22 protein-coding genes and 2 tRNA genes are annotated in these 24274 nt (G+C 64.4%); 12 read left to right on the top strand and 12 right to left on the bottom strand.

Annotated elements, in window-relative coordinates; all coding sequences use genetic code 11:
* Nucleotides 1-25: 25 nt before the first annotated feature.
* Complete coding sequence (locus RQP55_RS10880; RefSeq protein ID WP_315610220.1) at nt 26-616, top strand: TetR/AcrR family transcriptional regulator; 591 nt, start codon at nt 26-28, stop codon at nt 614-616.
* A 63-nt stretch (nt 617-679) separates the two neighbouring features.
* Here RQP55_RS10880 and tig read toward each other — a convergent pair whose 3' ends face one another.
* From tig to sppA, 3 genes are all read right to left on the bottom strand, one after another.
* The gene (gene tig / locus RQP55_RS10875; RefSeq protein WP_315610219.1) at nt 680-2191 is read right to left on the bottom strand and encodes a trigger factor; all 1512 of its coding nucleotides are present in this window, start codon (nt 2189-2191) and stop codon (nt 680-682) included.
* Between the two features lie 58 nt (nt 2192-2249).
* Nucleotides 2250-2334, bottom strand: a tRNA-Leu gene (locus RQP55_RS10870).
* A gap of 92 nt (nt 2335-2426) precedes the next feature.
* Complete coding sequence (gene sppA / locus RQP55_RS10865; protein ID WP_315610218.1) at nt 2427-4325, bottom strand: signal peptide peptidase SppA; 1899 nt, start codon at nt 4323-4325, stop codon at nt 2427-2429.
* 202 nt (nt 4326-4527) lie between these two features.
* Here sppA and RQP55_RS10860 point away from each other — a divergent pair, with 202 nt between their 5' ends.
* Together RQP55_RS10860 and RQP55_RS10855 are read left to right on the top strand one after the other, a co-directional pair.
* The gene (locus RQP55_RS10860) at nt 4528-5520 is read left to right on the top strand and encodes an aspartate carbamoyltransferase catalytic subunit (RefSeq protein WP_315610217.1); all 993 of its coding nucleotides are present in this window, start codon (nt 4528-4530) and stop codon (nt 5518-5520) included.
* Nucleotides 5517-6752: a dihydroorotase gene (locus RQP55_RS10855; protein ID WP_315610216.1), complete on the top strand. Its 1236-nt coding sequence runs from the start codon at nt 5517-5519 to the stop codon at nt 6750-6752. Before RQP55_RS10860 ends, RQP55_RS10855 begins: the two co-directional genes overlap by 4 nt.
* Before the next feature lie 68 nt (nt 6753-6820).
* Here RQP55_RS10855 and RQP55_RS10850 read toward each other — a convergent pair whose 3' ends face one another.
* Genes RQP55_RS10850 through RQP55_RS10840 form a run of 3 tightly spaced genes read right to left on the bottom strand, consistent with a single transcriptional unit; the run spans nt 6821 to nt 9515 of the window.
* Nucleotides 6821-8269 carry a tetratricopeptide repeat protein gene (locus RQP55_RS10850; RefSeq protein WP_315610215.1) on the bottom strand — a complete coding sequence of 483 codons (1449 nt, stop codon included), beginning with the start codon at nt 8267-8269 and terminating at the stop codon, nt 6821-6823.
* Between the two features lie 23 nt (nt 8270-8292).
* Nucleotides 8293-8781, bottom strand: a complete 489-nt coding sequence (locus tag RQP55_RS10845; RefSeq protein ID WP_315610214.1) for a hypothetical protein — start codon at nt 8779-8781, stop codon at nt 8293-8295.
* 14 nt (nt 8782-8795) lie between these two features.
* Nucleotides 8796-9515, bottom strand: a complete 720-nt coding sequence (locus RQP55_RS10840) for a ParA family protein (protein ID WP_315610213.1) — start codon at nt 9513-9515, stop codon at nt 8796-8798.
* 298 nt (nt 9516-9813) lie between these two features.
* On the opposite strand from RQP55_RS10840, the gene RQP55_RS10835 reads away from it, so the two are divergent.
* The 4 genes from RQP55_RS10835 to bfr all read left to right on the top strand — a co-directional run bounded on the left by RQP55_RS10835 (nt 9814) and on the right by bfr (nt 12979).
* Nucleotides 9814-10863 carry an SPOR domain-containing protein gene (locus tag RQP55_RS10835; RefSeq protein WP_315610212.1) on the top strand — a complete coding sequence of 350 codons (1050 nt, stop codon included), beginning with the start codon at nt 9814-9816 and terminating at the stop codon, nt 10861-10863.
* 1 nt (nt 10864) lies between these two features.
* Nucleotides 10865-12103, top strand: coding sequence for a DUF418 domain-containing protein (locus tag RQP55_RS10830; RefSeq protein ID WP_315610211.1), 1239 nt, complete (start codon nt 10865-10867; stop codon nt 12101-12103).
* Between the two features lie 50 nt (nt 12104-12153).
* Nucleotides 12154-12348: a bacterioferritin-associated ferredoxin gene (locus tag RQP55_RS10825; RefSeq protein ID WP_315610210.1), complete on the top strand. Its 195-nt coding sequence runs from the start codon at nt 12154-12156 to the stop codon at nt 12346-12348.
* Between the two features lie 151 nt (nt 12349-12499).
* On the top strand, nt 12500-12979 hold the full coding sequence (gene bfr, locus RQP55_RS10820; protein WP_315610209.1) for a bacterioferritin: 480 nt from the start codon (nt 12500-12502) through the stop codon (nt 12977-12979).
* A 24-nt stretch (nt 12980-13003) separates the two neighbouring features.
* Here bfr and der read toward each other — a convergent pair whose 3' ends face one another.
* On the bottom strand, nt 13004-14401 hold the full coding sequence (gene der / locus RQP55_RS10815) for a ribosome biogenesis GTPase Der (RefSeq protein ID WP_315610208.1): 1398 nt from the start codon (nt 14399-14401) through the stop codon (nt 13004-13006).
* 115 nt (nt 14402-14516) lie between these two features.
* On the opposite strand from der, the gene RQP55_RS10810 reads away from it, so the two are divergent.
* Entirely contained in the window at nt 14517-15176 is a 660-nt protein-coding gene (locus RQP55_RS10810; RefSeq protein WP_315610207.1) for a CHAP domain-containing protein, read from the top strand.
* Here the strand turns inward: RQP55_RS10810 and RQP55_RS10805 are convergent.
* Nucleotides 15173-15472 (bottom strand): DUF3297 family protein, encoded by a 300-nt coding sequence (locus RQP55_RS10805; protein ID WP_315610206.1) that lies wholly within the window; start codon nt 15470-15472, stop codon nt 15173-15175. The genes RQP55_RS10810 and RQP55_RS10805 overlap by 4 nt on opposite strands.
* Nucleotides 15473-15570: 98 nt before the next feature.
* On the opposite strand from RQP55_RS10805, the gene RQP55_RS10800 reads away from it, so the two are divergent.
* The 4 genes from RQP55_RS10800 to RQP55_RS10785 all read left to right on the top strand — a co-directional run bounded on the left by RQP55_RS10800 (nt 15571) and on the right by RQP55_RS10785 (nt 18646).
* Nucleotides 15571-15645 (top strand) — tRNA-Val (locus RQP55_RS10800).
* Nucleotides 15646-15696: 51 nt separating this feature from the next.
* Nucleotides 15697-16974 carry a serine--tRNA ligase gene (serS, locus tag RQP55_RS10795; protein WP_315610205.1) on the top strand — a complete coding sequence of 426 codons (1278 nt, stop codon included), beginning with the start codon at nt 15697-15699 and terminating at the stop codon, nt 16972-16974.
* Nucleotides 16975-16988: 14 nt separating this feature from the next.
* Nucleotides 16989-17750: a 5'/3'-nucleotidase SurE gene (gene surE / locus RQP55_RS10790; protein WP_315610204.1), complete on the top strand. Its 762-nt coding sequence runs from the start codon at nt 16989-16991 to the stop codon at nt 17748-17750.
* Entirely contained in the window at nt 17750-18646 is an 897-nt protein-coding gene (locus RQP55_RS10785) for a M23 family metallopeptidase (protein ID WP_315610203.1), read from the top strand. The genes surE and RQP55_RS10785 overlap by 1 nt, the downstream gene beginning before the upstream one ends.
* Here the strand turns inward: RQP55_RS10785 and RQP55_RS10780 are convergent.
* Genes RQP55_RS10780 through RQP55_RS10765 form a run of 4 tightly spaced genes read right to left on the bottom strand, consistent with a single transcriptional unit; the run spans nt 18643 to nt 24107 of the window.
* Entirely contained in the window at nt 18643-20019 is a 1377-nt protein-coding gene (locus RQP55_RS10780) for a cytochrome P450 (RefSeq protein ID WP_315610202.1), read from the bottom strand. The two genes, RQP55_RS10785 and RQP55_RS10780, sit on opposite strands and share 4 nt — an antisense overlap.
* A gap of 49 nt (nt 20020-20068) precedes the next feature.
* Nucleotides 20069-21082 carry a ferrochelatase gene (gene hemH / locus RQP55_RS10775; protein ID WP_315610201.1) on the bottom strand — a complete coding sequence of 338 codons (1014 nt, stop codon included), beginning with the start codon at nt 21080-21082 and terminating at the stop codon, nt 20069-20071.
* Entirely contained in the window at nt 21079-23343 is a 2265-nt protein-coding gene (locus tag RQP55_RS10770; protein WP_315610200.1) for a molybdopterin cofactor-binding domain-containing protein, read from the bottom strand. The genes hemH and RQP55_RS10770 overlap by 4 nt, the downstream gene beginning before the upstream one ends.
* Nucleotides 23343-24107 carry an Mrp/NBP35 family ATP-binding protein gene (locus RQP55_RS10765; protein WP_315610268.1) on the bottom strand — a complete coding sequence of 255 codons (765 nt, stop codon included), beginning with the start codon at nt 24105-24107 and terminating at the stop codon, nt 23343-23345. Before RQP55_RS10765 ends, RQP55_RS10770 begins: the two co-directional genes overlap by 1 nt.
* Nucleotides 24108-24274: the final 167 nt, after the last annotated feature.

Genomic DNA, 24274 nt, shown 5'->3' with positions numbered 1-24274 from the left:
TGTAAAATATAGCAGGGAACCGCCCGTGAAGCAGAGCCGTTCCTCAGACACGCGCAAGCGCATCGTCAACGCGGCACGTGAACTGTTCCAATCAAAGGGCTTTGACGGGACCTCCGTTGCTGAAATCTGTCGCACGGCGGGAGTTTCCAACGGCGCCCTGTTTCACCAGTTCCCCACCAAGGAGGCGCTGGGCTTTGCCGTTTACTCGCTGATCCGCGCCGAATTCTGGGACCGTATCATGGTGGCGATGACCACGCCGGACGATCCGCTTGACGGGGTTGAAGCGGCCGTGCGCGCAGCCTTTGCTTTCCAGCAGGACGATCCGGGCAGTTCCGCCTTCATGTTCGGCGTTTCCGGCTCCAAGTGGATTGAGAGCTTCGCCAATGAGGCAAAGGAAGTGCACGACGTGGTGAGCAAACGGGGCCAAGTCTGGGCCAAGCCGCATATCGACGCAGGGCGCTTGCCATCGGTTGAGGCCGATGTCTTCGTTGCGCTGGCGTCCGGTGCCCCACAATGGCTTGCACAGATGAACCGGATCGGGATGCTGACCACCTCGCTCGACGAAATCGCAGAGCTGCTGCCGACTTACATCCGCCGCGCCTTTACCCCGCAATAGCGCAAAACAAACGGGGCGGTCGCCTGGTGGCGCCGCCCCGCTGGGTTTGGGATTGGATCCCGCTTACTTCTTGGCAGGAGCCTTCTTGGCAGCCGGCTTCCTTTCGGCCTTCTCGGCCTTCGGAGCAGCTTCCTTCTTGGCCGGCTTTTCGGCCTTGGCCTTGGTTTCTTTGGCCGGCTTTTCCTCAGCCTTGGCAGCCTTCTTCGGCGCAGCCTTCTTGGCCGGCTTGGCAGCCGGTTCGGCCGCTTCTTCTGCTTCGATCGCAGCCTGCAGCTCTTCGCGGCTGACCTTGCGCTCGGTCACTTCGGCCTTGTCGAACAGGAAGTCGACCACCTTGTCCTCGAACAGCGGCGCGCGCAGCTGGGCCGCGGCGAGCGGATCCTGGCTGATGTATTCAGCAAAGCGCTGACGGTCTTCCGGGCGATACTGCTGCGCAGCCTGAGCCACCAGCATCTGCATTTCTTGGCCGCTGACTTCGACACCATTGGCCTGGCCGATTTCCGACAGCAACAGGCCAAGACGCACGCGGCGCACCGCGATGCGCCGGTAGTCTTCCTTTTCGGCTTCGATCTCGGCCATGGCGGCAGCGGGATCTTCCTCGTTCTGCGCTTCCTGCTGGAGCTGGGCCCAAATCTGGCCGAATTCGGCTTCGACCATGCTCGGCGGCACGTCGAAATCGTGGCCGGCGGCCAGCTGATCGAGCAGTGCACGCTTCATCTGAGTGCGGGTGAGGCCAGCCAGTTCCTGCTCGATCTGGCCGCGCAGCAGACCCTTGAGCTGCTCAAGGCTTTCAAGACCAAGGTTCTTAGCGAACTCGTCGTCGATCTTGGTTTCGCCAGCCACCTTCACCGCCTTGACGGTGATGTCGAACTGGGCGTCCTTGCCCTTCAGGTTCTCGGCCGGATAGTCGGCCGGGAAGGTCACGGTGATGGTCTTCTCATCGCCAACCTTGGTACCGACGAGCTGTTCTTCGAAGCCCGGGATGAACCGGCCCGAGCCGATTTCCAGCGCAGCGTCTTCCGCCTTGCCGCCTTCGAACTCAACACCGTCGAGCTTGCCGACGAAATCGATGATCAGCTGATCGCCGGTTTCCGCCTTCTTGCCCTTCTTGGCATCGGTGAAGCTCTTCGCGCCCGAGGCGAGACGGCTGACCTGCTCGTCCACTTCGGCTTCGGCGACTTCGACCACCAGCTTTTCAAGCGCGAGGCCCTCGAACGAGGGGACGGTGATTGCCGGCAGCACCTCAACCGCGACCGAGAGTTCGGCGTCCTTGCCTTCTTCATAGCCTTCGCCAAGCGAAACTTCGGGCTGCATGGCCGGGCGCAGCTTATGATCGGCCAGCAGCTTGTCCATCGCTTCGCGAACGGTCGTATTCAGCGCTTCCTGGTGGAGCGCAGGGCCGTGCATCTTGCGGACCAGGTTGGCCGGAACCTTGCCAGGGCGGAAGCCGGGCATACGCACCTGCGGGGTAATCTTGGCAACTTCGCCATCGATCTTCGCGGCGATATCCTTTGCGGGGATCTTCACCGTGTAGGCGCGCTTCAAACCTTCGTTGGTGGTCTCGACAATCTGCATGACAAAAGAAGCCTTCTCAAACACCTCGGCTGCGGCGGTGCTGGCAACCGGGCGGGACTGGTGCGGGCGAAGGGACTCGAACCCCCACATCTTGCGATACTGGTACCTAAAACCAGCGCGTCTACCAATTCCGCCACGCCCGCTAACCGACGAAGCTTAAAATCCTGGGCCGATTCAGGTTTGGACTGAATCAAGCGGTGGCCCTTAGTGGTCCCCGCGGGAAAGGGCAAGCGCGCTAGCGCTCGAAAACCGCAAGCAGCCGAACGAACCACCCTGACCGAGCATTGCCACCGGCCTTTGCGGCTACCGGAACCGGGCAATCAAGACAAAGCGCCTGAGCCCCGCGCGCTTCAAACAGATTGCCAAGATCGCCCAGCAGGCGGTCAAGGCTGGCTTGCTGGCGCGTGGCGACCAAGCCGGTCAGGTCCATGCCTGCGCCTGGTCCGCCGGCTTCCTCATCACCGCGCAATTGCTCAATCAGCGAGGCATAAGGGTCCTGCTCATCGCCATACCATTCGGCGTGCCAATCCGCGCCTAGTTTGGCCCGCTGCGCGGCGTCCGCCAAGGCGGCATCGATCCCGCCAAACTGATCAACCAGCCCCTTCTGCCGCGCAGTACCGCCATCCCACACCCGGCCTTCGGCAAAGGCTTCCACCTCTTCGGGGGCCTTCTTGCGCGAGGCACCAACCAGACCAACAAAGCGCCGGTAGCCGCTTTCGATATTGGCCTGGAGCATCTCCTTCACCTCAGGGGTCAGGCCGGTCAGAATATCGGGCTGCCCCGACAGCGGCGTGCTGCGCACCCCGTCCGACTTGACCCCATATTCGGCTAGCGCCCGTTCAAAACTGGGAATCATCGCGAAGATCCCAATCGAACCGGTAATGGTGCCCGGTTCGGCAAAGATCTTGTCCGCCGGGGTTGAGACCCAGTACCCGCCGCTCGCCGCGAGGTTGGCCATCGAGACCACCACCGGGCGACGCCCAGATTCCTTCGTGCCGGCCTTGAACCGTTCCAGCGCGGTCCGGATCTCTTCCGAAGCCATAACGGACCCCCCGGGCGAATCGACGCGCAGCACAAGAGCCTTGGCTCCATCGGCATTCGCCTCGTCGATCAACTTGGCAATGCGCGTGCCACCAGCCGTTCCAGGGCCTGCCTTGCCATCAACGATTTCACCCGCAACGGTTACGACCGCCACGCTGGCGCCATCGGCTTTCGCAGGGTGCGCGGCCAGCAGAGTGTCCATCGCGGTGTGAGCGAAGCTGCCCGGCGTATCGTCGGCCGGATCCTCACCAACCAGCGCGCGCAGGCGTTCCTTGTACTGCGTGTGCGACCCAAGACGATCAACCAGCCCGGCAGCAAGTGCAGCCTTGGCGGCATCCCCCTCGCTAGCCGTGATCCAGCCGACGGGATCGCGCGTCACGCGGTCAAGGTCAGCCTTGGGGCGGGCAGCCTTGACGTGCGCCTGCCAATCCTCCCACATCGCCGCGAGCAGTGCATTGCGCGCTTCCTTCGAAGCAGGCGAAGCCTGGCTTTGGGTAAAGGGTTCAACGAAATCCTTGTAGGTGCCAACCTTGAAAACATGCGCGGTCACCTTGTAGCGAGCAAGAGCCTCGCCATAGTAGAGCCGCATCCCGCCTGGGCCCATGACAAAGGCGCCGCCCATCGGATCGACCCAGACTTCACTGGCATGGGCCGCCAACAACAGGCCATCATCAGCATAAGCATGGGCAAAAGCGATCACCGGCTTGCCCGCCTTGCGCACCTTGTCCAGCGCTTCTCCGACATTCTGCAAGGTTACCTGGCCGCCGCCGGTGAAGGCAGAGAGATCAAGCGCGACGGCTTTGATCCGCTCATCCTTTGCCGCTGCATGAACCGCGGCAATGACATCGCGCGCGCGGTGCTCCTTAGCCGCACCGCCACTGGACATCAGCAAGTCAAACGGATCGACCTTTGCGGGTTCCTCCACAATCGAACCATCCAGTTTCAGCAGCAAGGCGCCTTCACGCACCTGTCCAGGTGATGGTCTGGCGGTCAGCACGCCATAAAGGGCCATAAAGAACAGCAGCAGGAGCAGCAGGACCAGGGCATCCTTGATACCCACAAGCAGGGCCCAGACTTTGCGTGCGAATATCATGCTGCGATTCCCAGAAAAAAGTATCGTCCCCAGTGAATAAGCTGCCCCCTTTCGAAAGGCGAGTCCCGCGTCGATCAAGGAGCCATGGCATACGATGGATGCTACTAACTTTGCGCCGATCCCCAGCCAGTCGTGGCGATTGTCCAGTCAGCTCTTATCCACCTTGCCGCATTGATCGTGGCGGTCTAAGGCGCTGTCTTCAATGACATCGGCAAATCCTACAGCTTCGGGCCGCTATCCAGCAGGCTCCGCCGCCTTCCCGCATCGCAGCCTCACCGGCTTGGCGGGCCTCGCCCCATGGGAAATTCTGTTCCTGCTCGACGAAGCCGAGCAATGGGTTGAACTCAACCGCCAGCCCAAGAAGCGCGCGGACCGGCTGGCCGGGCTGACAATCATCAATGCCTTCTTTGAAAACAGCACCCGCACGCTGTTGTCGTTCGAGATCGCCGGCAAGCGGCTGGGGGCCGACGTGGTCAACATGCACGCCGCTCAGTCAAGCGTGAAGAAGGGTGAAACCCTGATCGACACGGCGATGACGCTCAACGCGATGCGCGCCGATGCGATAGTGATTCGCCACGCCAGTTCCGGCGCAGTCCGCCTGATTGCAGACAAGGTCGATTGCCCGGTGCTCAACGCCGGGGACGGCCAGCATGAGCACCCCACCCAGGGATTGCTCGATGCGCTGACGATCCGCCGCGCGAAAGGCGATTTCGGCAAGCTGACCATCACGATCTGCGGCGACATCCTGCACAGCCGGGTCGCCCGCTCAAACATCCATTGCCTGACAACGCTGGGCGCCGACGTGCGTGTCTGCGCGCCGCCTGCACTGATGCCGGCCGGGATCGAGGCGATGAAGGTTACTCCATTCAACGATTTCGACGCCGCACTGGACGGCGCCGACGTGGTGATGATGCTGCGCCTGCAGCAGGAACGGATGAGCGGCCAGTTCATCCCCTCCCCGCGCGAATACCGCCACCTTTATGGCCTGACGCTGGAGCGGCTGGCCAAGGCAAAGCCTGATGCGCTGGTCATGCACCCCGGCCCGATGAACCGGGGGATCGAAATCGACAGCACCGTTGCCGACCTCGCCGGTCGCTCGGCAATCACCACCCAAGTGGAGATGGGCGTTGCCATTCGCATGGCCTGTCTCGACGTGCTGACACGGCGAACCCGCGGCGTGGAGGGCTGGGCATGAAGGACCTGACCCCCGTAACTCTGATTAACGGCCGCCTGGTCTTGCCGCGTAGCGAGCCCCGGGATGGTGCCTTGCGCTGCGCCGATGGTCGGATCGCTGCATTGGGCGAAGTCACCCCACAGGATGGCGACCGCGTAATTGACGCCAAGGGCGCGCTGATCGCCCCCGGCCTGATCGATCTGGGCGTCTTCGCGATCGACAAACCGGCCTTCCACTTCGGCGGGATCACCCGCGCCGCGCTGATGCCGGACCAAGGCGTAGTGCTCGACAAGCGATCAGCGGTGCGGTTCTCCGCGCAGTCGGGCAAGCCTGACCTATGGGTCCACCCGCTCGCTGCAGCGACCAAGGACCTCGCCGGGATGGAGCTCGCCGAACTGGCGCTGATGCGCGATGCCGGAGCCAAGGCCGTTAGCACCGGACGGCGCTGGATTGCCGATAGCGGAGTGATGCACCGCCTGCTGTCCTACTGCGCCATGTTGGGTCTGGTCGTGGTGACCCACGCCGAAGACGGCGGGCTGACCGGCTCAGCCGTTGCCACGGCGGGCGAAATGGCGACCCGGCTGGGCCTGCCCTCTGCGCCGGCCGAGGCCGAGGCGCTGGCCGTTGCCCGCGACATCGCGCTGACTGAACTGACTGGTGCGCGACTCCACTTCCGGCAAGTGACGACCGCAGGCGCATTGTCCCTCATTCGCGCAGCCAAGGCCCGGGGCGTTGCGGTGACAGCCGGGGTTACCCCTGCCCATGCCCTGCTCTCTGATGTCGCCATCGGCGATTTTCGAACCTTCACGCGCCTGTCACCGCCGCTGCGCTCAGAGGCTGACCGGCAGGCCGTGCTCGCAGCGCTGGCTGACGGGACGATCGATGTGGTTTCCTCGGGCCACGATCCGCGCGGGCCGGAAGACAAGCGCCTGCCCTTCGCCGATGCCGAACCCGGCATGGCCGGGGCGGAAACCCTGCTGCCGCTGACGCTTGGTCTGGTACGGGACGGGGTGATCGATACGGCGCGCGCCTTTGCCTTGCTGGCCAGCAACCCGGCTGCTTTGCTGGGAGTCAACGCGGGCCTGCTCGCGCTGGGCGCAGAGGCAGACATAGCCGTGATCGATCCCGACAAGCCTTGGATTGTCGATTCCGACAAGATGGCCGCCGCTGCCGGCAACACGCCGTTTGACAAGCAGGGCGTACAAGGCCGCGCGCTGATGCTGCTCAAGGGCGGTGCGGTGATCGCGGCTTAACGCATACGCTAAGGGCCCCTTCCCGCTGCTGCGGGAAAGAGCCCCCCCTGTGAAGGTGCTATTGGCGCTTAACGTTTGCGCGCCCGAGCTAGCGCGGCCGGAGCAGCTTTAGGCGCCGCAGCAGGGGCCTTGGCCTGAGCCATTTGGGTTGCCCCCCGCGCCTTTACACCCGGACTCGGCTTGGGGGCCGTATAGGCGAAACAGGCCATTCCGCGGGCCTTGACTGCTCCGCAAAGATTTGATGCCCCCTGATTGCCAGTGATGCCGGCAGCGGCGACCCGGAAGTAGGTCTTGCCGCGGACCTTTGCCCGCGTGATCGTCATGCGATATTTCCGCAGTTCCGGGTTCTTCGCAGCGTAGATGCCCCAGGCCCGGCGTGCACCCTGTTGCGTAAAGAAGCTGCCCAACTGGATCAGATGTGTACCGGGAGCGGCGGTGGGCGCCGGCGCGGCATAGGTCACCCGCCGCGGAGCAACGCCGCGCACCAAAGCGGAGTTGGCCACCCGCGATGTGCGGGCTTGCGGCGATGGAACGCGCTGAATAACTGGCTGGGAAACAAATTTAACCTGTTGGCTGTTGGCCGTCTGGGTCGATGCCTGCATGCCAGCCGGTTCGCCAAAAGCTTTGGCAAACCGGTTAGCCGCAGGGTCTCGTTTCGCCGTTGGTGCTGTTACCGGGGTATAGCTGGCCAACACCGCTGCGGGCTCGTGGTTGGCCGCCGGGGGCAATTCTCCGGCCGGACCTTCCGCCGTCGACTGCGCGGCAAGCTGCTCGGTTACCGGGTTTGAATTCAGGGCCAATCGCGTTGGCTGACCTGGATCTTTGCGGACCGGAGCGCTGAGCAAGCCAGCCACGCGCAGCTGGTAGTCTTCCGGGCGGGCGGTTGAGGCCCAATCGCTGATCCGGGCATCGACCTGATCGGCGGGGATGTCCTGGCTCATCATGAGACGGGCTTCGCGCCAGAGCCCGTCTAGCGCATAGGCATAGGCAAGATTTTGCCGCAGCTTCGGGGTGTTCTCACCATTGCGCAGCGCATCAGCCAGCACAGCGCTGCCGCGCGTCGGTTCACCGGCAAGGGCCAGCGCCAGACCAAGGTCTGCGGTCGGGATGGCATCACGCCAATCTTCCAAGATGGCTACCGCATCCCGATTACGGCCTGCAGCAGCATAGGCCAAGGCAAGGCCGAGCGCGGTCTTGCCGCTGTTATCGCCAAGCTTCATTGCATCGTCGAAGGTCAGCGCAGCCGATTCGAACCGACCGGCCTTAAGGTAGGCGTGCGCCAGCAGAGCGCGATAAGATGGCTCGCGCGGGCTGGCTGCTACCAGGGCCTCTGCCAACTGGATCGCCTTATCGAATTGACCATCGGCCAGTGCAGCTTTTGCGGCCGCAGCAGTCTTGTCCGGGGTTGGTTTGGCAACGACGTTCTCGCTCAAACCAGCGCCAGCCATCACCGCCAAGGCGATGGCCCCAGTCACGCCGAACGGCAAAAGCTTAGTGCGGATGGTGCGGTTGGGCATGGGAATCCTCCCCTCTTCCAGGATCAATTGGTTTGCCGCGCAACCTGCGCGGCCAGTGCGGCAACATCTGGCAATCCGTCGAACAGCTGATCCAGCGCTTCTGTCACGAGCTGCTGGGCGCTGCGGTTGGACAGGGCACATGCCAACCTGAGCTTCAGATGGCGTTCAGCATCGATTCGGAGCGTAAAGGCAGCGCGACGTCCCTCGGCCAGCGCCGAACGGCGTGGGGGTGAGGCGCGGCAGATGGCTTCGGCCCGCTGGCGGACAACTTCCGGGATTTGCGCAACGGCCGGAGCAAGCGCTTCGCGATCAATGGAGACCACTTCGGCACCACGCGGCTCGCCCGCCCCGGTGCCGTCATGGCCCATATCATTCCATCCAAGGTCATCCAGCTGCCGCGCAAGCGAGTCCCCGGATAGTGGCCCGAGTTGCGGACGCATTGCCGGCCGCGCTCCGCCCTTCCGGGCCAACAAAGTCGGTGAAAGCGAGGCAAAAGTTTTGGGTTCGGACATGTCCCGTTGCCTCCTTACGAACCGGCGACCCGGCGGCCAAAGCCGCCCGCGGGGCGCGGCGCACCCGGCAACATCGCAGCTGCAGCCGGCGCCGCGAACACAGTGCGGCGGAAATTCTTTTCCAGCCGATCGGAAATGTAGTTCCACAACGTGACCACTTCCTGTGCGGAGCGGCCGTTGGGTTCTACTTCCATCACGGTACGGCCATCGATCATCGAGGCAGCAAAGTCGGTCCGGTGATGCAGGGTTATCGGGGCGACAGTGCCATGCTGCGACAGAGCAACAGCGGCTTCGGAGGTGATCTTGGCTTTTGGCGTGGCCGCGTTGACCACAAAGATCAGCGGCTTTCCGGCCCGTTCGCACAGATCGACCGTCGCGCCGACGGCACGCAGATCGTGCGGGCTGGGGCGGGTCGGCACAACGATCAGTTCTGCCACCGAGATTACCGATTGGATCGCCATGGTAATCGCCGGGGGCGTGTCGATCACGGCCAGCTTGAATCCCTGTTGGCGCAGGACCGCAAGATCGGCTGCCAGGCGCGCAACGGTGGTCTGCGCGAACGCGGGATAATCATCTTCGCGTTCATTCCACCAGTCAGCCAACGAACCCTGCGGGTCGATATCGATCAGCACGACCGGTCCAGCGCCAGCGCGCTGGGCCTGGACGGCGAGGTGCCCGGACAAGGTGGTCTTGCCGGATCCGCCTTTCTGCGATGCCAATGCCAGTACGCGCAAAGCCTATACCCCCTGCGAAATGCCAGTTCGGTCATGCTGACCTAAACCGGGGAGATCGCAGAACGGCCCTAATATAGGGTTAATGCGTATAAGGGTTGCGAGGCCAATCCAAACGCAGCTCTCGCCATAAATCCTTTGCTAACCGATAGTTTACTATGTCAGTTTAGTCTCAGGCGTCTCGGAACGCGGGGGTTCGGGCCGGCAAATGGCCCCCTTCCGTTGAACTCCGCGGCGAAGTCGGGAAGTCAAAATGGGTCACACGCTTTTTTTCCGCGTCCTCGGGGGCGCTGCACTTGTCATGGCATCACCAGCCCTGGCCGATAGCCGCGCAGGCATTGATGCCTGGTCTAGGGGCGATTTTGCCACGGCAACGCAGCTGTGGCAGATTGAATCGGCAAAGGGGGATGCCGATGCAATGTTCAACCTCGGCCAGGCCTACAAGCTGGGCAAGGGCGTGAAACAGGACCTGGCCCAGGCCGAAGCGCTGTTCGGGCGCGCTGCAGCTCAGGGCCACATCCAGGCCAGTGACAATTACGGCCTGTTGCTGTTCCAGCGCGGCCAGCGAACCCAAGCCCTGCCATTCCTGCGGGCCGCGGCAGACCGGGGCGATCCCCGGGCGCAATATCTGATCGGGATCGGGCACTTCAACGGCGATATCGTCAGCAAGGATTGGGTCCGGGCCTACGCCTTGGTCAGCCTTGCCCAGCAGGCCGGCCTGTCGCAGGCGACAACCGCGCTTGCCCAGATGGACCAGCACGTGCCGATGCCCAAGCGCCAGCAGGCCGTGGCCCTGGCAGACGAACTGCGCAGCCAGGCAGATGCCACTCGCGCACGCCAGCTGGCCGCCGCCGATCTTGGCTCAACCGTGCAGACCGCTCCGGCGCCGCTCGCCAGCGTTGCCATGCGCACGATGAGCTCGGACCAGGCCAGTGATGCCGTTGGCGCGGCCAGCCAGGCGGTCAACGAAAGCCCTGCGACGGCCGGTGCCGACTATGCCCGTCCGGTCGCAAGTCGGCCGGTGAAGGTCTGGCAGGGCTTGCCGCCTGCGATGTCCGGGGGAGAACCTGATTCGGGTGACGCCCAACCCCCGTCTCCCGCCAGGGCAACGACAAGCGTCAGCGGTCCGTGGCGCGTCCAGCTTGGCGCCTTTGGGCAGCCCGGCAATGCTGATGCTCTGTGGAGCCGGCTGCGCGGCCGTCCCGAACTTGCCGGCCGGCCCCGCCTGAATGTCAGGGCGGGCGCGGTAACCAAGTTGCAGGCCGGCGGCTTTGTAACGCAAGCCGCTGCCCAGGCAGCCTGCAACCGGCTGAGCGCCAGCGGCCAAAGCTGCATCGCGGTGCGGAACTGAGATGAGCGACCGCGCAGCGCCAGATCGGATCGCTGCGCTGGACCTGATACGCGGGATAGCCGTGCTCGGCATCCTGACGATCAACATTGCCGGCTTTGCCGGTGGTTCGACGGCCGTGCTCAGCCCTGACCTGCTCGCTCCGCCGACAGTGCTGGACAAACTGGCTTTCGCCTCAAGCCAGGTCCTGTTCGAAGGCAAGATGCGCGGGCTTTTTACCCTGCTGTTCGGGGCTTCGATGCTGCTTTTTGTCGAGCGCCGCGATGCAGCCGGCAAGGATGGCGGTTACTGGCAACTGCGACGGCTCGGCTGGCTATTCTTGATCGGCTACCTTCACCAACTGCTGCTGTGGAGCGGCGATATCCTGATGCTTTACGCCATGCTGGCGCCCATTGCCCTGGTACTGCGCCACTGGCCGGTGCGGCGGATGGTAGTGGTGGCGCTGGCCGCCTTCGCGCTGTGGCACGGGGCCTTCGGCCTCGCAGGATGGTCAAGCATGACCGCCGCCGAGGCTGTTCATGACGGCCGGGCCGATCCGGTCACGCGGGCCGAAGTCCTCAGCCGGTATGATGCGTTAGAGGCCCAGGCGCGCGATGAAGTTAACACGCTGCGCAAGCCTTACTTCACCATGCTGGAAGAACGCTTCCGGGAAACCCTCTACATGCCCCTGCTGTTCACGCTGCTGTCGCTCGGAGAGACTGTGCCGCTGATGCTGCTGGGCATGGCACTTTACCGCAGCGGGTTTTTCACCGGAGGTTGGTCGCGCCGGGCGCTTTGGCGGTTGGCCATCGGATGTCTGGCCTTTGGCCTGCCGCTGGCAATCGCCCAGACTGTTTGGGCCTGGAGCAGGGATTTCCCGCCCGATGCGATGTTCCAGTTACTAATCGGTCTGGCAGGGCCCCAGCACTTGGCCCTTACCCTGGGCTGGGCGGCGCTGCTTGTCCTGGCAGCGCCAAGCTTGCTGCCGACCCGCCTGGGCCAGCGCCTCCAAGCGGCCGGCGCGGCGGCGCTCAGCAATTACCTGCTGACCTCGGTGCTCATGGCCTTCTGCTTCTTTGGCTGGGGCCTTGGCCTGGTTGGACGGATCGGATCTCTGGCGCAGTGGTGTTTTGTCCTGATCGGCTGGGCCGCCATGCTCGGCTGGAGCAAGCCGTGGCTGATGCGCTACCGACAGGGACCAATCGAGTGGCTGTGGCGGTCGCTAACAGCGGAACGGCGCTTGCCCGCCGCCCGCCACTTGTGAATGCGAACGATTCGCATTATTAAGTGAGTCGAAGCCAACGGGAGCCGCCGATGTATATCTGCGTCTGCAATGCCATCCGCGAATGCCAGCTGCGCGAGGCTGCCCGGCGCTGTCCCGGCGATCCGGACGCCGTTTACGAAGCCCTTGGGTGCCGGCCTCAATGTGGCCAATGCCTTGACGATGCCGCTGAATTGTTGATCGAAGAACGCATGCGCGCGTGCACCGCAGGGCTTGAGCCAGCCTAACGCAAGGCGATCGTAAGTCTCGCCAATAGTACTGGCAACCAACCCGTAAAACTGGCTGAAGTTCCGGGAATCCAGGCTTGCTCTCGGCCCCGGTTGCGGCGCATAGTCATGCCCGCAATCAATCCCCACCAATCTCCCGGGAGAAACCGCCGTGAAGGGCGACAAAAAGGTTATCGAATACCTTAACAAGGTTCTGTTCAACGAGTTGACCGCGGTTAACCAGTACTGGCTGCATTACCGCATGCTCGACAACTGGGGCATCAAGAAGCTGGCCGATCATGAACGGCACGAATCGATCGACGAGATGAAGCATGCAGACCAGGTCGCGGAACGCATCCTGTTCCTGGAAGGGCTGCCCAACTTCCAGAACATGGGCAAGCTCCGCATTGGCGAGAATGTCGAAGAGATTCTCAAGGCCGACCTCGCGCTAGAGGAAGATGCGATCCCGGATCTGCGGGAAGCAATCGCTCACTGCGAAACGGTGCACGACTTTGTCAGCCGCGACCTGTTCCGCTCGATCCTCGCAAGCGAGGAAGAGCATGTCGATTTCCTCGAAACCCAGTTCGAGATGATCGCCCGGATGGGCCTGCAGAACTACATTCAGCTGCAAAGCGAAGCCGCCGGGAGCTGATCCCGGCCCGCCCGCCCCGAAGGCCTACTTCTTCGCGAAGGGGTTCTTCGGGGTGCGCAGCGTCAGCCTTACCGGCACGGCATCAAAGCCCAGATCGCGGCGGATGCCGTTAACCAGATAGCGTTGGTAACTGGCCGGCAATTCATCCAGCCGGGTCCCGAACAGCACGAAGCCCGGCGGACGGGTCTTGGCCTGGGTGATGTAGCGCAGCTTGATCCGGCGGCCGCCGGGTGCCGGCGGCGGGTTCTTGGCCAGGGCATCATCAAACCAGCGGTTAAGCAGGGCAGTCGGCACGCGCTTTGACCAGGCATCGCGCAATTCGAAGGCCGCGCGGATCAGGTCATCAAGACCTTTGCCGGTGCGGGCGGAAACCGCCAGCAGCGGCAGCCCCTTTACCTGGCTGAGACCATCGTCGAGCGCCTTGCGGATGCCGTTGAACAGGCCCGAGGCATCCTCTGCCACGTCCCACTTGTTGATCGCGATCATCAGCGCACGGCCTTCTTCAAGCACCATGCTGGCGATCTTCAGGTCCTGATGCTCCAGCCCGCGCGTGGCATCGAGCAGCAGCACAACCACTTCGGCAAAATCGATCGCGTGGCGGGCATCCGCGACTGCCATCTTTTCCAGCTTGTCGATGACCTGCGCCTTCTTGCGCATGCCAGCGGTGTCGATCAGACGCACGGGCCGGACCTCATCGCTTGCGGGATCGTGCCAGTCCCAGTCAATCGCGATGGAATCGCGGGTAATCCCGGCTTCGGGCCCTGTCAGCAGCCGGTCCTCTTGCAGGAACCGGTTGATCAGGGTTGATTTTCCCGCGTTGGGGCGGCCGACAATCGCGAGCTTGAGCACAGCCTTGGGGTCGTACTCTTCCTCGTCGTCCAGCTCGGCCGCTGCTTCTGCTTCGGCATCCATTTCAAGCTGGCGTTCATTAAGGTGCGGCAACAGCGCTTCGAACAGGTCGGCCATGCCCTGGCCGTGCTCGGCTGAAAGCGGCACCGGATCGCCAAAGCCGAGACCGAAGGATTCGTAGAGGCCGTGGTCGCCCGCCTTGCCTTCCGCCTTGTTGGCCACCAGCACCACCGGGACATCGCACTGGCGCAGGCTGCGGGCAATCTCCTCGTCCAGCGGGGTTAGCCCGGCGCGTGCGTCGATCACGAACAGCGCCACATCGGCGCCAACGAGCGCCGCCTCGGTCTGCTGGCGCATCCGGCCTGGCAGAGTGGCTGCGTCTTCGTCCTCCCAACCGGCGGTATCGACGATGGTAAAATCAAGGCCCAGCAAGTGCGCTTCGCCAAAGCGGCGGTCGCGCGTCACCCCCGGCTGGTCATCGACCAGGGCCAGCTTCTTGCCGACCAACCGGTTCCACAGCGTGGACTTGCCGACATTCGGGCGCCCGATGATAATGACCTGGGGGAGTTTCACCGCGTCAGCCCTGACCTTTCCGCGGCCAATTTGCAAGCCGCACTGTTGATACTTGCTATGCTTTTAACCTTTCCGAAAAGCCGGGCGTTAACCGCGCTTCGCCAGAAGGCGGTGCATGGTTCTGTTCCGATCGCTTCTACCCGCCCTTCTGCTGCTGGTCCTCGCCGCAAGCCCGGCCCATGCGCGCGCGATTGATATTGATGATCGCGATGCAGGCGGAGCAGCGATCGATGGCCTGCCCCCCTACCTGCAATGTGTGCCCTATGCCCGGGAGGTCTCAGGGATCCGGATCTATGGCGATGCCCATACCTGGTGGGATCAGGCCGAAGGACGCTATGCCCGGGGCACCAAGCCCAAGGTGGGCGCGGTCATGGCGTTCCGCCCCAATGGCAATTCGCGCCTTGGCCACGTTGCCGCGGTCAGCAAGGTGATCGATTCGCGCACCGTGCTGATCCGCCACGCCAACTGGAGCCCGATCAACGGCCGCCGCGGCCAAATCGAGGACAATGTCCAGGCTGTCGATGTCTCGCCCGAAAATGACTGGAGCGAAGTGCGCGTCTGGTACGGCCCGAACCAGGCCCTGGGCAGCACCCACTGGCCGCTGGCTGGCTTCATCTATGCCAGCAAGCCCAAGCCGGGCGAACAGCTGCGCGATCGCGCCGCACCGGCCCGCGCGCCTGTGCTGGCCCGCGCGAACAAGCCGGCGAAGGCCGAACTGGCCGCGCGCGATGGCGATCCCATCGCGGCGATCATTAAGCGAGAGCTTGGGATCTAAGCCTTGGCAACCGGCGGATTATCGCCGAGGTCTTCGAACCAGGCTTCGACCGGACCATTGAGCTTGATCGTAAGCGGCTGTCCGTGACGGTCCATGGTCTTGCCGGCCTGGACCCGCACCCAGCCTTCGGAGATCGAGTATTCCTCAACATTGGTGCGGACCACACCCTTGAAGCGGATGCCAACACCGCGCATCAGCACATCCTGGTTGAACCAGGGGCTGCGCGGGCTGATCGCAAGGCGATCGGGCGGCACATCGGAACCGGCGGCGGGCTTGGCAGGGGTTTCTTCGGTCATGGCTGCGCCTCTATCCGGCTTTCCCCGCTTGTCAATTCGCGCAGGCCCCTTTAAGGGCGCGCTTCGCTGATTGGCCCTGGCGCCCTTTGGCAGGAAGTGGGCGCGTAGCTCAGCGGTAGAGCACACCCTTCACACGGGTGGGGTCACAGGTTCAATCCCTGTCGCGCCCACCACTTCCCCCCTCCCTTGATACCATTGCATTTGGAGGGCATAGCGCCAGCGCTATGCACGATATCCGCTTGATCCGCGACGATCCCGCCGCCTTTGATGCCGCCCTTGCCCGTCGGGGCGTGGAACCGCTTGCCGGTTCGATCCTGGCACTCGATACGGCGCGCCGCGCTGTAGCGACAGCAATGCAAGAGGCGCAGAACCGGCGCAACGAGGCATCTAAGGCGATCGGCGCGGCAATCGGACGCGGTGACGCGACAGAAGCCGAACGCCTCAAGGCCGAAGTGGCCGAGATCAAGGTCAACCTGCCCAAGCTGGAGCAGGAAGACCGCGAACTATCGGCCAGCCTCCAGGAATCCCTTGCCGCCCACCCCAACCTGCCCGATCCAACCGTACCTGATGGCGAGGACGAGACGCAGAACGTCGAGGTCAGCCGCTGGGGCACCCCGCGCCAGTTCGCCTTTACGCCCAAAGAGCATGCTGACCTTGGCCCGGCGCTGGGCCTGGACTTTGAGACCGGTGCGGCAATTTCCGGCGCGCGGTTCACTTTCCTGCGCGGCCAGATGGCGCGGCTGCAGCGCGCACTGGGCCAGTTCATGCTGGACCAGCAAACGCTGGTAAACGGCCATGTTGAATGCGCCACCCCGCTGCTGGTGCGCGAGGAATCGCTGTTCGGCACCGGGCAGTTGCCGAAGTTTGCCGAAGACAATTTCCAGACCACCGATGGCCGCTGGCTGATCCCCACGGCGGAAGTCTCGCTCACCAATTCGGTGCGCGAGCAGATCCTTGATGGCGCGGCGCTGCCGCTGCGGCTGACTTCGCTGACCCCTTGCTTCCGGTCCGAAGCCGGCGCGGCGGGCAAGGATACCCGCGGCTATATCCGCCAGCACCAGTTCGAAAAGGTTGAGCTGGTCACGATCTGCACGCCCGACCAGTCGGAGGCAGAGCATGAGCGGATGACGGCCGCCGCCGAATCGATCCTCCAGGCGCTGGAACTGCCCTATCGCAAGGTGCTGCTCTGCGCTGGCGACATGGGCTTTACCGCGAGGAAGACCTTTGACCTTGAGGTCTGGCTACCCGGCCAGAACGCCTATCGAGAGATCAGCTCCTGCTCCAACTGCGGCGATTTCCAGGCGCGGCGGATGAACGCCCGCTTCCGCGCAGAGGAGAAGGCCAAGCCGGAATTCGTCCACACGCTTAACGGCTCTGGGCTGGCGGTTGGCCGCACGCTGGTGGCCGTGCTGGAGAATTACCAGCAGGAAGACGGTTCAGTTGAAATCCCGGCGGCGCTGCGGCCCTATATGGGCGGGATCGACCGGCTCGTTCCTCTCTGACCCGAAAGGTCGCCATGCGCATCCTCCTGACCAATGACGACGGGATCTTCGCCCCGGGCCTGACCGTGCTTGAGGCAATTGCGCGGCAGTTTTCGGATGACGTGTGGATCGTCGCCCCGGCAGAGGAGCAATCCGGCGCAGGCCACTCGCTTACCCTGTCGCGCCCGGTGCGGCTGCGTGAACATGGCGATCGGCGCTTTTCGGTGTCGGGCACGCCAACCGATGCGGTGATGATGGCGCTGCGGGAAATCATGCCCGCCGCACCCGACCTGATCCTGTCCGGCGTAAACCGCGGTGCCAACCTGGGCGATGACGTGACCTATTCGGGCACGGTCTCGGCCGCGATCGAGGGCGCGCTGGCCGGAATCCGCTCAATCGCGCTGAGCCAGGTCTACGCCAGCGAAGGCATGGGCGATGCCGTTCCCTTCGGCGCGGCCGAGGCCTGGGGCGCCAAGGTGATCGCCCCGCTGCTAGACCTGCCCTTCGCCCCGCGCACCCTGGTCAACATCAATTTCCCGGCCATTTCGGCGGATCAGGTCAAGGGCATCCGCGTGGTCCGGCAGGGCTTCCACGACTACTCGCGCGGGACGGTTGTGGAAGGAATCGATCCGCGCGGATATCGCTATTTCTGGTTTGGTCTTAATGGTATAGAACATACCCCCGGTCATGCGACCGATCTTGAGGCAATCCAGGATGGCTTTGTGGCGGTAACACCTTTGCAGCTCGATTTGACCCACGAGGGTTCGCTTTCCGAATTGGCGGGACGCTTCAGCTGATGCGGCGGGCCGGTATCGCGCTGGCCCTTATCGGGCTGGCCGCCGCCCCGCTCTTGGCAAACGATGATCCCAAGACGGCAACCGAATATGTCGTGCAGCCCGGTGAGACACTGGGCGGCATTGCCAACCGCGCGGCGGTGCCGCGCCTGCTGATCATCGAGGCCAACGGGCTCAAGGAACCCTACATGGTCCGTGCCGGCCAAAAGCTGGTCATCCCCCGTCGCCGCACCCACACGGTGAAGGATGGGGAAACCAGCCTGGGCATCGCGCTGGACTATGGCGTAACCTGGTCAGCCATCGCTGCCGCCAACGGACTTGATCCCAAGAAACCGATCCAGACCGGGCAAAAGCTGGTGATCCCCACCCTGACCAAGGCAAAGCCGCCGTTGGCAGATGCCGCGCCTGCGGCTTTGCCCTCAACTGCTTTCAAACCCCCAGCGGGAACATCGGTGCGGATGGCGCCCGATCCAGGGCCGGCGCCCGGCGCGCCTGTTACAAGCACTCAGCCGCCCGCACGGTTTGCCTGGCCGCTTAACGGCGATATTCGCCGCGGCTTTGCGACCCGCAACGGCAATGCGTCCTTCCACGACGGGATCGATATCAAGGCGGACAAGGGCACGGCCGCCCGCGCCGCAGCGGCTGGAACGGTGATCTTCGCCGGGCAGGGGCCAAAGGAATACGGCCTGACCGTCATCATCCACCACGGTGGCCGCTGGACGACGACCTACTCGTTCCTCGACAAGATCACCGTGCGGGACGGTGACAAGGTCAAGACAGGCGAACGCGTCGGCCTGGTCGGCGAAACCGGTCTAGCGAATGAGCCACAGCTCCATTTCGAAGTACGGCGCAATCGCGTCGCACTTGATCCGGTCAAGTACCTGCCGAAAGCCGATTAGACCGGCTTGAAGGTCACCTTCAGCCCGTCCTTGGGCTTGGGGATCGGCCATGGCTGCCATTCGGGTTCATAACCCGGGGCGATCTCGATCTGGTAGCGGCTGAGCAGGTGGGCCATCAGCACCTTCACCTGCATATAGGCAAAGTGCAGCCCCAGGCACATGTGCGCCCCGCCGCCGAACGGCACCCAGGCGTACTTGTGCCGCTTGGCGACCTGTTCGGGCGTGAAGCGCATGGGATCAAACTTGGCCGGCTCGGGCCAGTGCTCTTCCTCCATGTGGACCGCCGCCGGGCTGATGCCGACCGGGGTTCCCGCAGGCACGCGCACGCCCTTGAAGGTGAAGTCCTTGAGCGCGCGGCGCGGCAGCGAGGGGACCGGCGGGATCAGCCTCAGTGCTTCCTTGAAGGCCATTTCGGTCAGGTCCAGCTTGCCCAGATCGTCATAGGACAGCGGCCGCCCTTCACCGCCCGTCACGGCCAGGATTTCAGCGCGCAACTTGTCCTGCCATTCGGGGTTCTTGGCCAACAGCCAAACCAGCGAGGTGGCCGAGCTGGTGATCGTGTCATGCGCGGCCATCATCAGGAAGATCATGTGATCGACCACTTCGTCAACCGGCAGCAACGAGCCATCCTCACGCGTGGCCGTGGCGAACTGGCTGAACATGTCCTGCCCGCCCCCCGCTTCGCGCCGCTTCAGCGTTTCGCGGGTGAAGTAATCGAGCAGGAACTTGCGCCCCGCCACCCCGCGGCCCATCGCGGTGAAGGGCAGCGGCTTGCGGACCACGCCGATCGAGGCCTGGACCATGTCAACAAAGGCCTTGTTGATCGCATCGGCTTCGGGCCCCAGCGGCACGCCCAGGAAGCTATCGGCGGCAAGATCTAGCGTCAGCTGCTTGATCGCCGGATAGAACAGGATTTCCTGGCCGCGCCATTCCTCCGCCCGTTCGGAAATGCCGCGGTTGAGCGCACCCGCATAGTGGCGCATCGGCCCCGGCTTGAAAGCGATCGACAACGCACGGCGATCAGCGCGGTGATGATCGAAATCGAGCAGCATCAGCCCGCGCGGAAACAGCAGATCCAGCACCGGGCCCCAGCCCTGTTCCGACGAGAAGATCTTTTCACGGTCGAACAGCACCAGTTCGTTCGCATCGGCGCCGAACATGATCACGCCGCGGCGACCAAAGCTGTTGTTGCGATAGATATCACCATACTTGGCGCGCATGCGGTTGCCGAAGCCGGCCGGATCGGCCAGCAATTGCAAGGTGTTGCCCAGGATCGGCCAGCCATCCTCACCCGGGATATGCGCAAGCGCATCCTTGGGCTGGGACTGGCTCCAATGGGTAAACTTCGGGGCTTCAGGAGCAAGCGTGGCCATGGGGGGGTCCTTTTGCCGTTACTGACACTGATGTAACTTAATCGAACGATTAAATCCATCCCCCAAGCTCGCGCCGCACCAGCGCCTCGAGCATGGCCATCCCCGCAGATGACGTATTGAGACAGTCTAGCGCGGCAAAATCAAGCCCCCCGGCCTCCGCGAACACCTCGCGCCCGCGAATTGCCAGCTCTTCGCGGGTCTCCAGGCAGTCGGCGGAGAAGCCCGGCGCGGCAATGGCAAGCCGCCTTACCCCGCCCTTGGCCAGGGCGGTCAGTGTCTCTTCGGTATAGGGCTCCAGCCACTTGGCGCGGCCAAAGCGCGACTGGAAGCTCGTCTCGATTCGCAAGGCGGGGAACTCTGCCCGCAGCGCCTCGCCCACCAGCCGCGCGGTCTTGCGGCACTGGCAGTGATAGGGATCGCCAAGGTGCAAGGTCCGGTCCGGCATACCATGGAACGAAAGCAGCAGCACTTCAGGTACGAACGGCAGCGCACGCAGCTGGCGGGCCAGATTGTCACGCAGCGCGGCCACGTGCAGCGGATCATCGTAATAGGGCGGCAGGGTGCGGGTACTGGGCTGCCAGCGCATGGCCGCCAGCTGCCGGCCAAGCTCATCAACCACCGTTGCCGTCGTCGCGCCCGAATACTGCGGGTAAAGCGGCGCGATCAGGATCCGCTCGCACCCGGCGGCCTTCATTTCCGCCAGCACCGTGCCCATCGCCGGATTGCCATAGCGCATCGCCCAGCGGACCATGATGCCTTCGCCCAGCTGGCCTTGGAGCAACTTTGCCTGGGCCTTGGTGATCGTGGCAAGCGGGGATCCATCGGGCCCCCAGACCTGTTCATAGGCATGAGCCGATTTCTTTGGCCGGACATTGAGAATGATCCCGTTGAGGATCGGCCACCAGACCAGCTTGGGAATCTCGACCACGCGCGGATCGGACAGGAATTCCTTCAGATAGCGGCGAACCGCCTTGGGCGTGGGTGCGTCGGGCGTCCCCAGGTTGACGAGCAACACGCCGACGCGCGGTGCGACAACAGGAGGGTGGCCAGCGGGCAGGTTCATGCAAGTTCCCCGGTAAGCGGTAAGGTGTGCATGCGGGTGGATCCCGCAGAATAAAGCGCATTGGCGATCGCCGGAGCGGCCACAGCCACGCCCAGTTCGCCCGGATCGAACGGCGGCGCATCGCCTTCGATGAACTCGATCTCGATTTCCGGGCAATCGACCAGCAGCGGCAGGCCCAGCTGGCTGAGCCGGCCCGACAGCGGCAGGCCATCGGCATAGGCAGTGCTCTGCCCGCGGGCGAGGCCCAGCCCGAACAGCAGCCCGCCCTCAACCTGCTGGCGGGCAATGTCCATGTTCATCACTCGCCCGATATCGAGCACGGCAGTCAGCTTGTCGACACGGATGCCGCGTTCGTCGTGCCGGGCAGCGGCGACCAGCGCGATGCGCCCTACGCGGTCGTCAAGCGTCATCCGGTGGCAGGCCAGGCCCTGCCCTGAGCCGCCTCGGCCGCCGCTCCATTCGGCCAGAGTCGCGGCGCGTTGCAGGCAATTCGCCAGCCGGATGTCCTGCCCCAGCATGGCCATGCGATAGGACAGGCCTTCGCGGCCCGAACGCACGGCCAGCTCATCAACGAAAGTTTCGATCAGGAAGCAGCCCAGGGCTGCGGCATTGCCGCGCAAGCGCCCGGTCGAAAGCGGCAGCGCCACGGGCACGTGTTCCACCAACAGGTGCGGGATCGTATAGGGCGGAACGCAACCCGCCAGCGCCAGCGGATCGGCCCGCCCCTGCGCGGCGCGCGCAGACAGCGGATCAGCCCCCTTGAACAGCCGCGCGCCAAATTCGGCCGTCGTCGCCGGCATGGCCACCCGCAGCTTGAGCGCGGCAAGCGAGCCATCGGGCGCGGTCTTGGCAGCCAGCGCAGCCTGCGCCGGGGCACGTGGCAGGTCGCGCACCGCTTCCTGCCAGCGCGACCAGCTGAGCTGCACCGGCTTGCCGACTTCGCGCGCGATGATCGCGGCCTCAACCGCATGGGGCGCATCAAGCCGGGCATCAAAGCTGCCACCAGCGCCAACGGGGTAAAGCACCACCTCTTCCAGCGGGCGATCGAGCGCCTTCGCCACGGCCTTGCGCGCGGCTTGTGGGGCCTGGCTGGCGACCCACAATTCAACCCGGTCCACGCTGACGCGGGCCGTGGCGCTGGCCGTTTCAAGCGCGGCATGGAGCGCCGGGGCAATGCGGTATAGCCGCGCATGGTCAAAGGGAGCATGGAGCAGATCGCCATCTCCGGATGCCGCGATTTCACTGCCATCGCCGCTACGCAGCGCCTCGCCCAGCAGTCGGTCGATCACGGCACTGTCGGGCTTTTGCTGCGCAGCAAAATTGGGCGCAATCAGGGTCAGGGCACGTTCGGCCGACCACCAGTCATGCGCCACGGCCGCAAGCCAATCTGGCCCTTCGACCAGACGCAGCAGGCCGCTTACCGGTGCAGCATTTTCTGCAGCATGGGTACCCAGCCTTGCCTCACCCTGCGGTGCGTGGCGGATCGCGGCAAAGACCATGCCGGGCAGGCGAATGTCGCCGGCAAAGGCATAGCTGCCGTCAACTTTTGCGGGCAGGTCCAGACGCGGGAAGGCCGGGCGGACGCCAGCGGGCTGATCGACTGCGCGCTCGGCCGCAGCCAGCGGGCGCAGCACCGGCGGACTGGGCGGATCGAAGGCCATGGCCTCTCCAACCAGATCGGCAAAGCTGGCACGCCGTTTGCCGTGGGTGATGAACCCGGCGCGCGCCTCGCACTCCTCCCATGTGACGTCCCAGCGCGCAGCGGCAGCCATGGCCAGCATCGCGCGGGCGGTTGCGGCCGCCGCGCGGGCAGCGGCTTCGTGCGCGGCAAGGCTGGTGCCGTCTGCCGTGACCATGAAAGCTTCGCGCTCGCCAAAGCGCTTGGCAAGAACGCTATCCTCGCCCTCAGCCATATCCGGCAGCAGCGGCATCCACATGCTGCGCCATTCGGCGGCGAGCGGGGCATTGGCATAGGCACCGCTGACCGGAGCCGGTTCGACCGCGATCTGGCGCCAGTCCGCGCCCAGTTCCACGGCCACGACCTGCGGTAGCAGCGTGGTGATCCCCTGCCCCATCTCCAGATCGGGCACTGCAACGCTCACCACGCCATCGCGCCCGATCTTGAGCCAGGCATTGAAAGCGGTTTCGCCTTCTCGCGCGGCGAGCGGCGGATCGAACCGGCGCGGGGTCAGTGCCCAGGCGACCAACAGGCCCCCGGCTGCCCCGGCTCCGATCAGAACGCCCCGCCGCGTCAGCTGCATCAGCTATTGTCCAACCAGGTCGCCACGCGACGGGCCAGGGCGAGGAACGCTTCGGCCTGCGGGCCATCGCCTGCAGCCGGCGGGACACCGGCATCGCTGGCCTGACGGATCGCGAGATCAAGCGGGATCCGTCCGAGGAAAGCGTGGCCCAGCCTTGCCGCTTCGGCTTCGGCGCCGCCGCGCCCGAACGGATCGGACACTTCGCCGCAGTGCGGACAGGCATAGCCGGCCATGTTCTCGACCAGCCCGATCACCGGCACCTGGCCGACTTCGAACAGCTGCATCGCCCGGGTGGCGTCGATCAGCGCGAGGTCCTGCGGGGTAGAGACAATCACGGCTCCGGCCGGCTTGTGGCGCTGGAGCATGGTCAGCTGCACGTCGCCCGTGCCGGGCGGCAGGTCAACCACCAGGATCTCGGCCGCGCCCCAATCGGCATCAACCAGCTGGCCCAGGGCATTGCCCGCCATCGGTCCGCGCCAGGCGATCGCCTTGCCTGGCTCAATCAGGTTGCCCATCGACAGGACGCCAACACCGAATGCGCTGGGCACCGGTAGCAATTGCTTTTCACGGGCATCGGGGCGCTTGCCCTCGGTGCCCAGAAGACGTGGCTGCGACGGGCCATAGATATCGGCATCGACCAGTCCGACCTTGCGGCCCAACCGGGCCAGAGCAACGGCCAGGTTGGCCGAAACAGTCGACTTGCCAACGCCCCCCTTGCCTGAACCGACCGCGACGATCCGCCGCTTGGGCTTGTCTGCCATCATCGCCACGCGGACTTCGTTTACGTCTGGCGCAGCGCCAAGCGCTTCCTTCACCGCTGCCTCCAGCCGGTCTCGCTCGATCCCGTCAAAGCCGCTGGCATCAAGGATCACCGTGGCCGCGCCATCAGCCAGCCGCAGTGACTGCAACCGGGCCTGGGCCAGGGGGGGCA

Source organism: Novosphingobium sp. APW14 (assembly GCF_032337075.1).
GTDB lineage: Bacteria > Pseudomonadota > Alphaproteobacteria > Sphingomonadales > Sphingomonadaceae > Novosphingobium.
The sequence above is the reverse complement of the archived record's forward strand: the minus strand, read 5'-3'. Positions and strand labels throughout refer to the sequence as shown.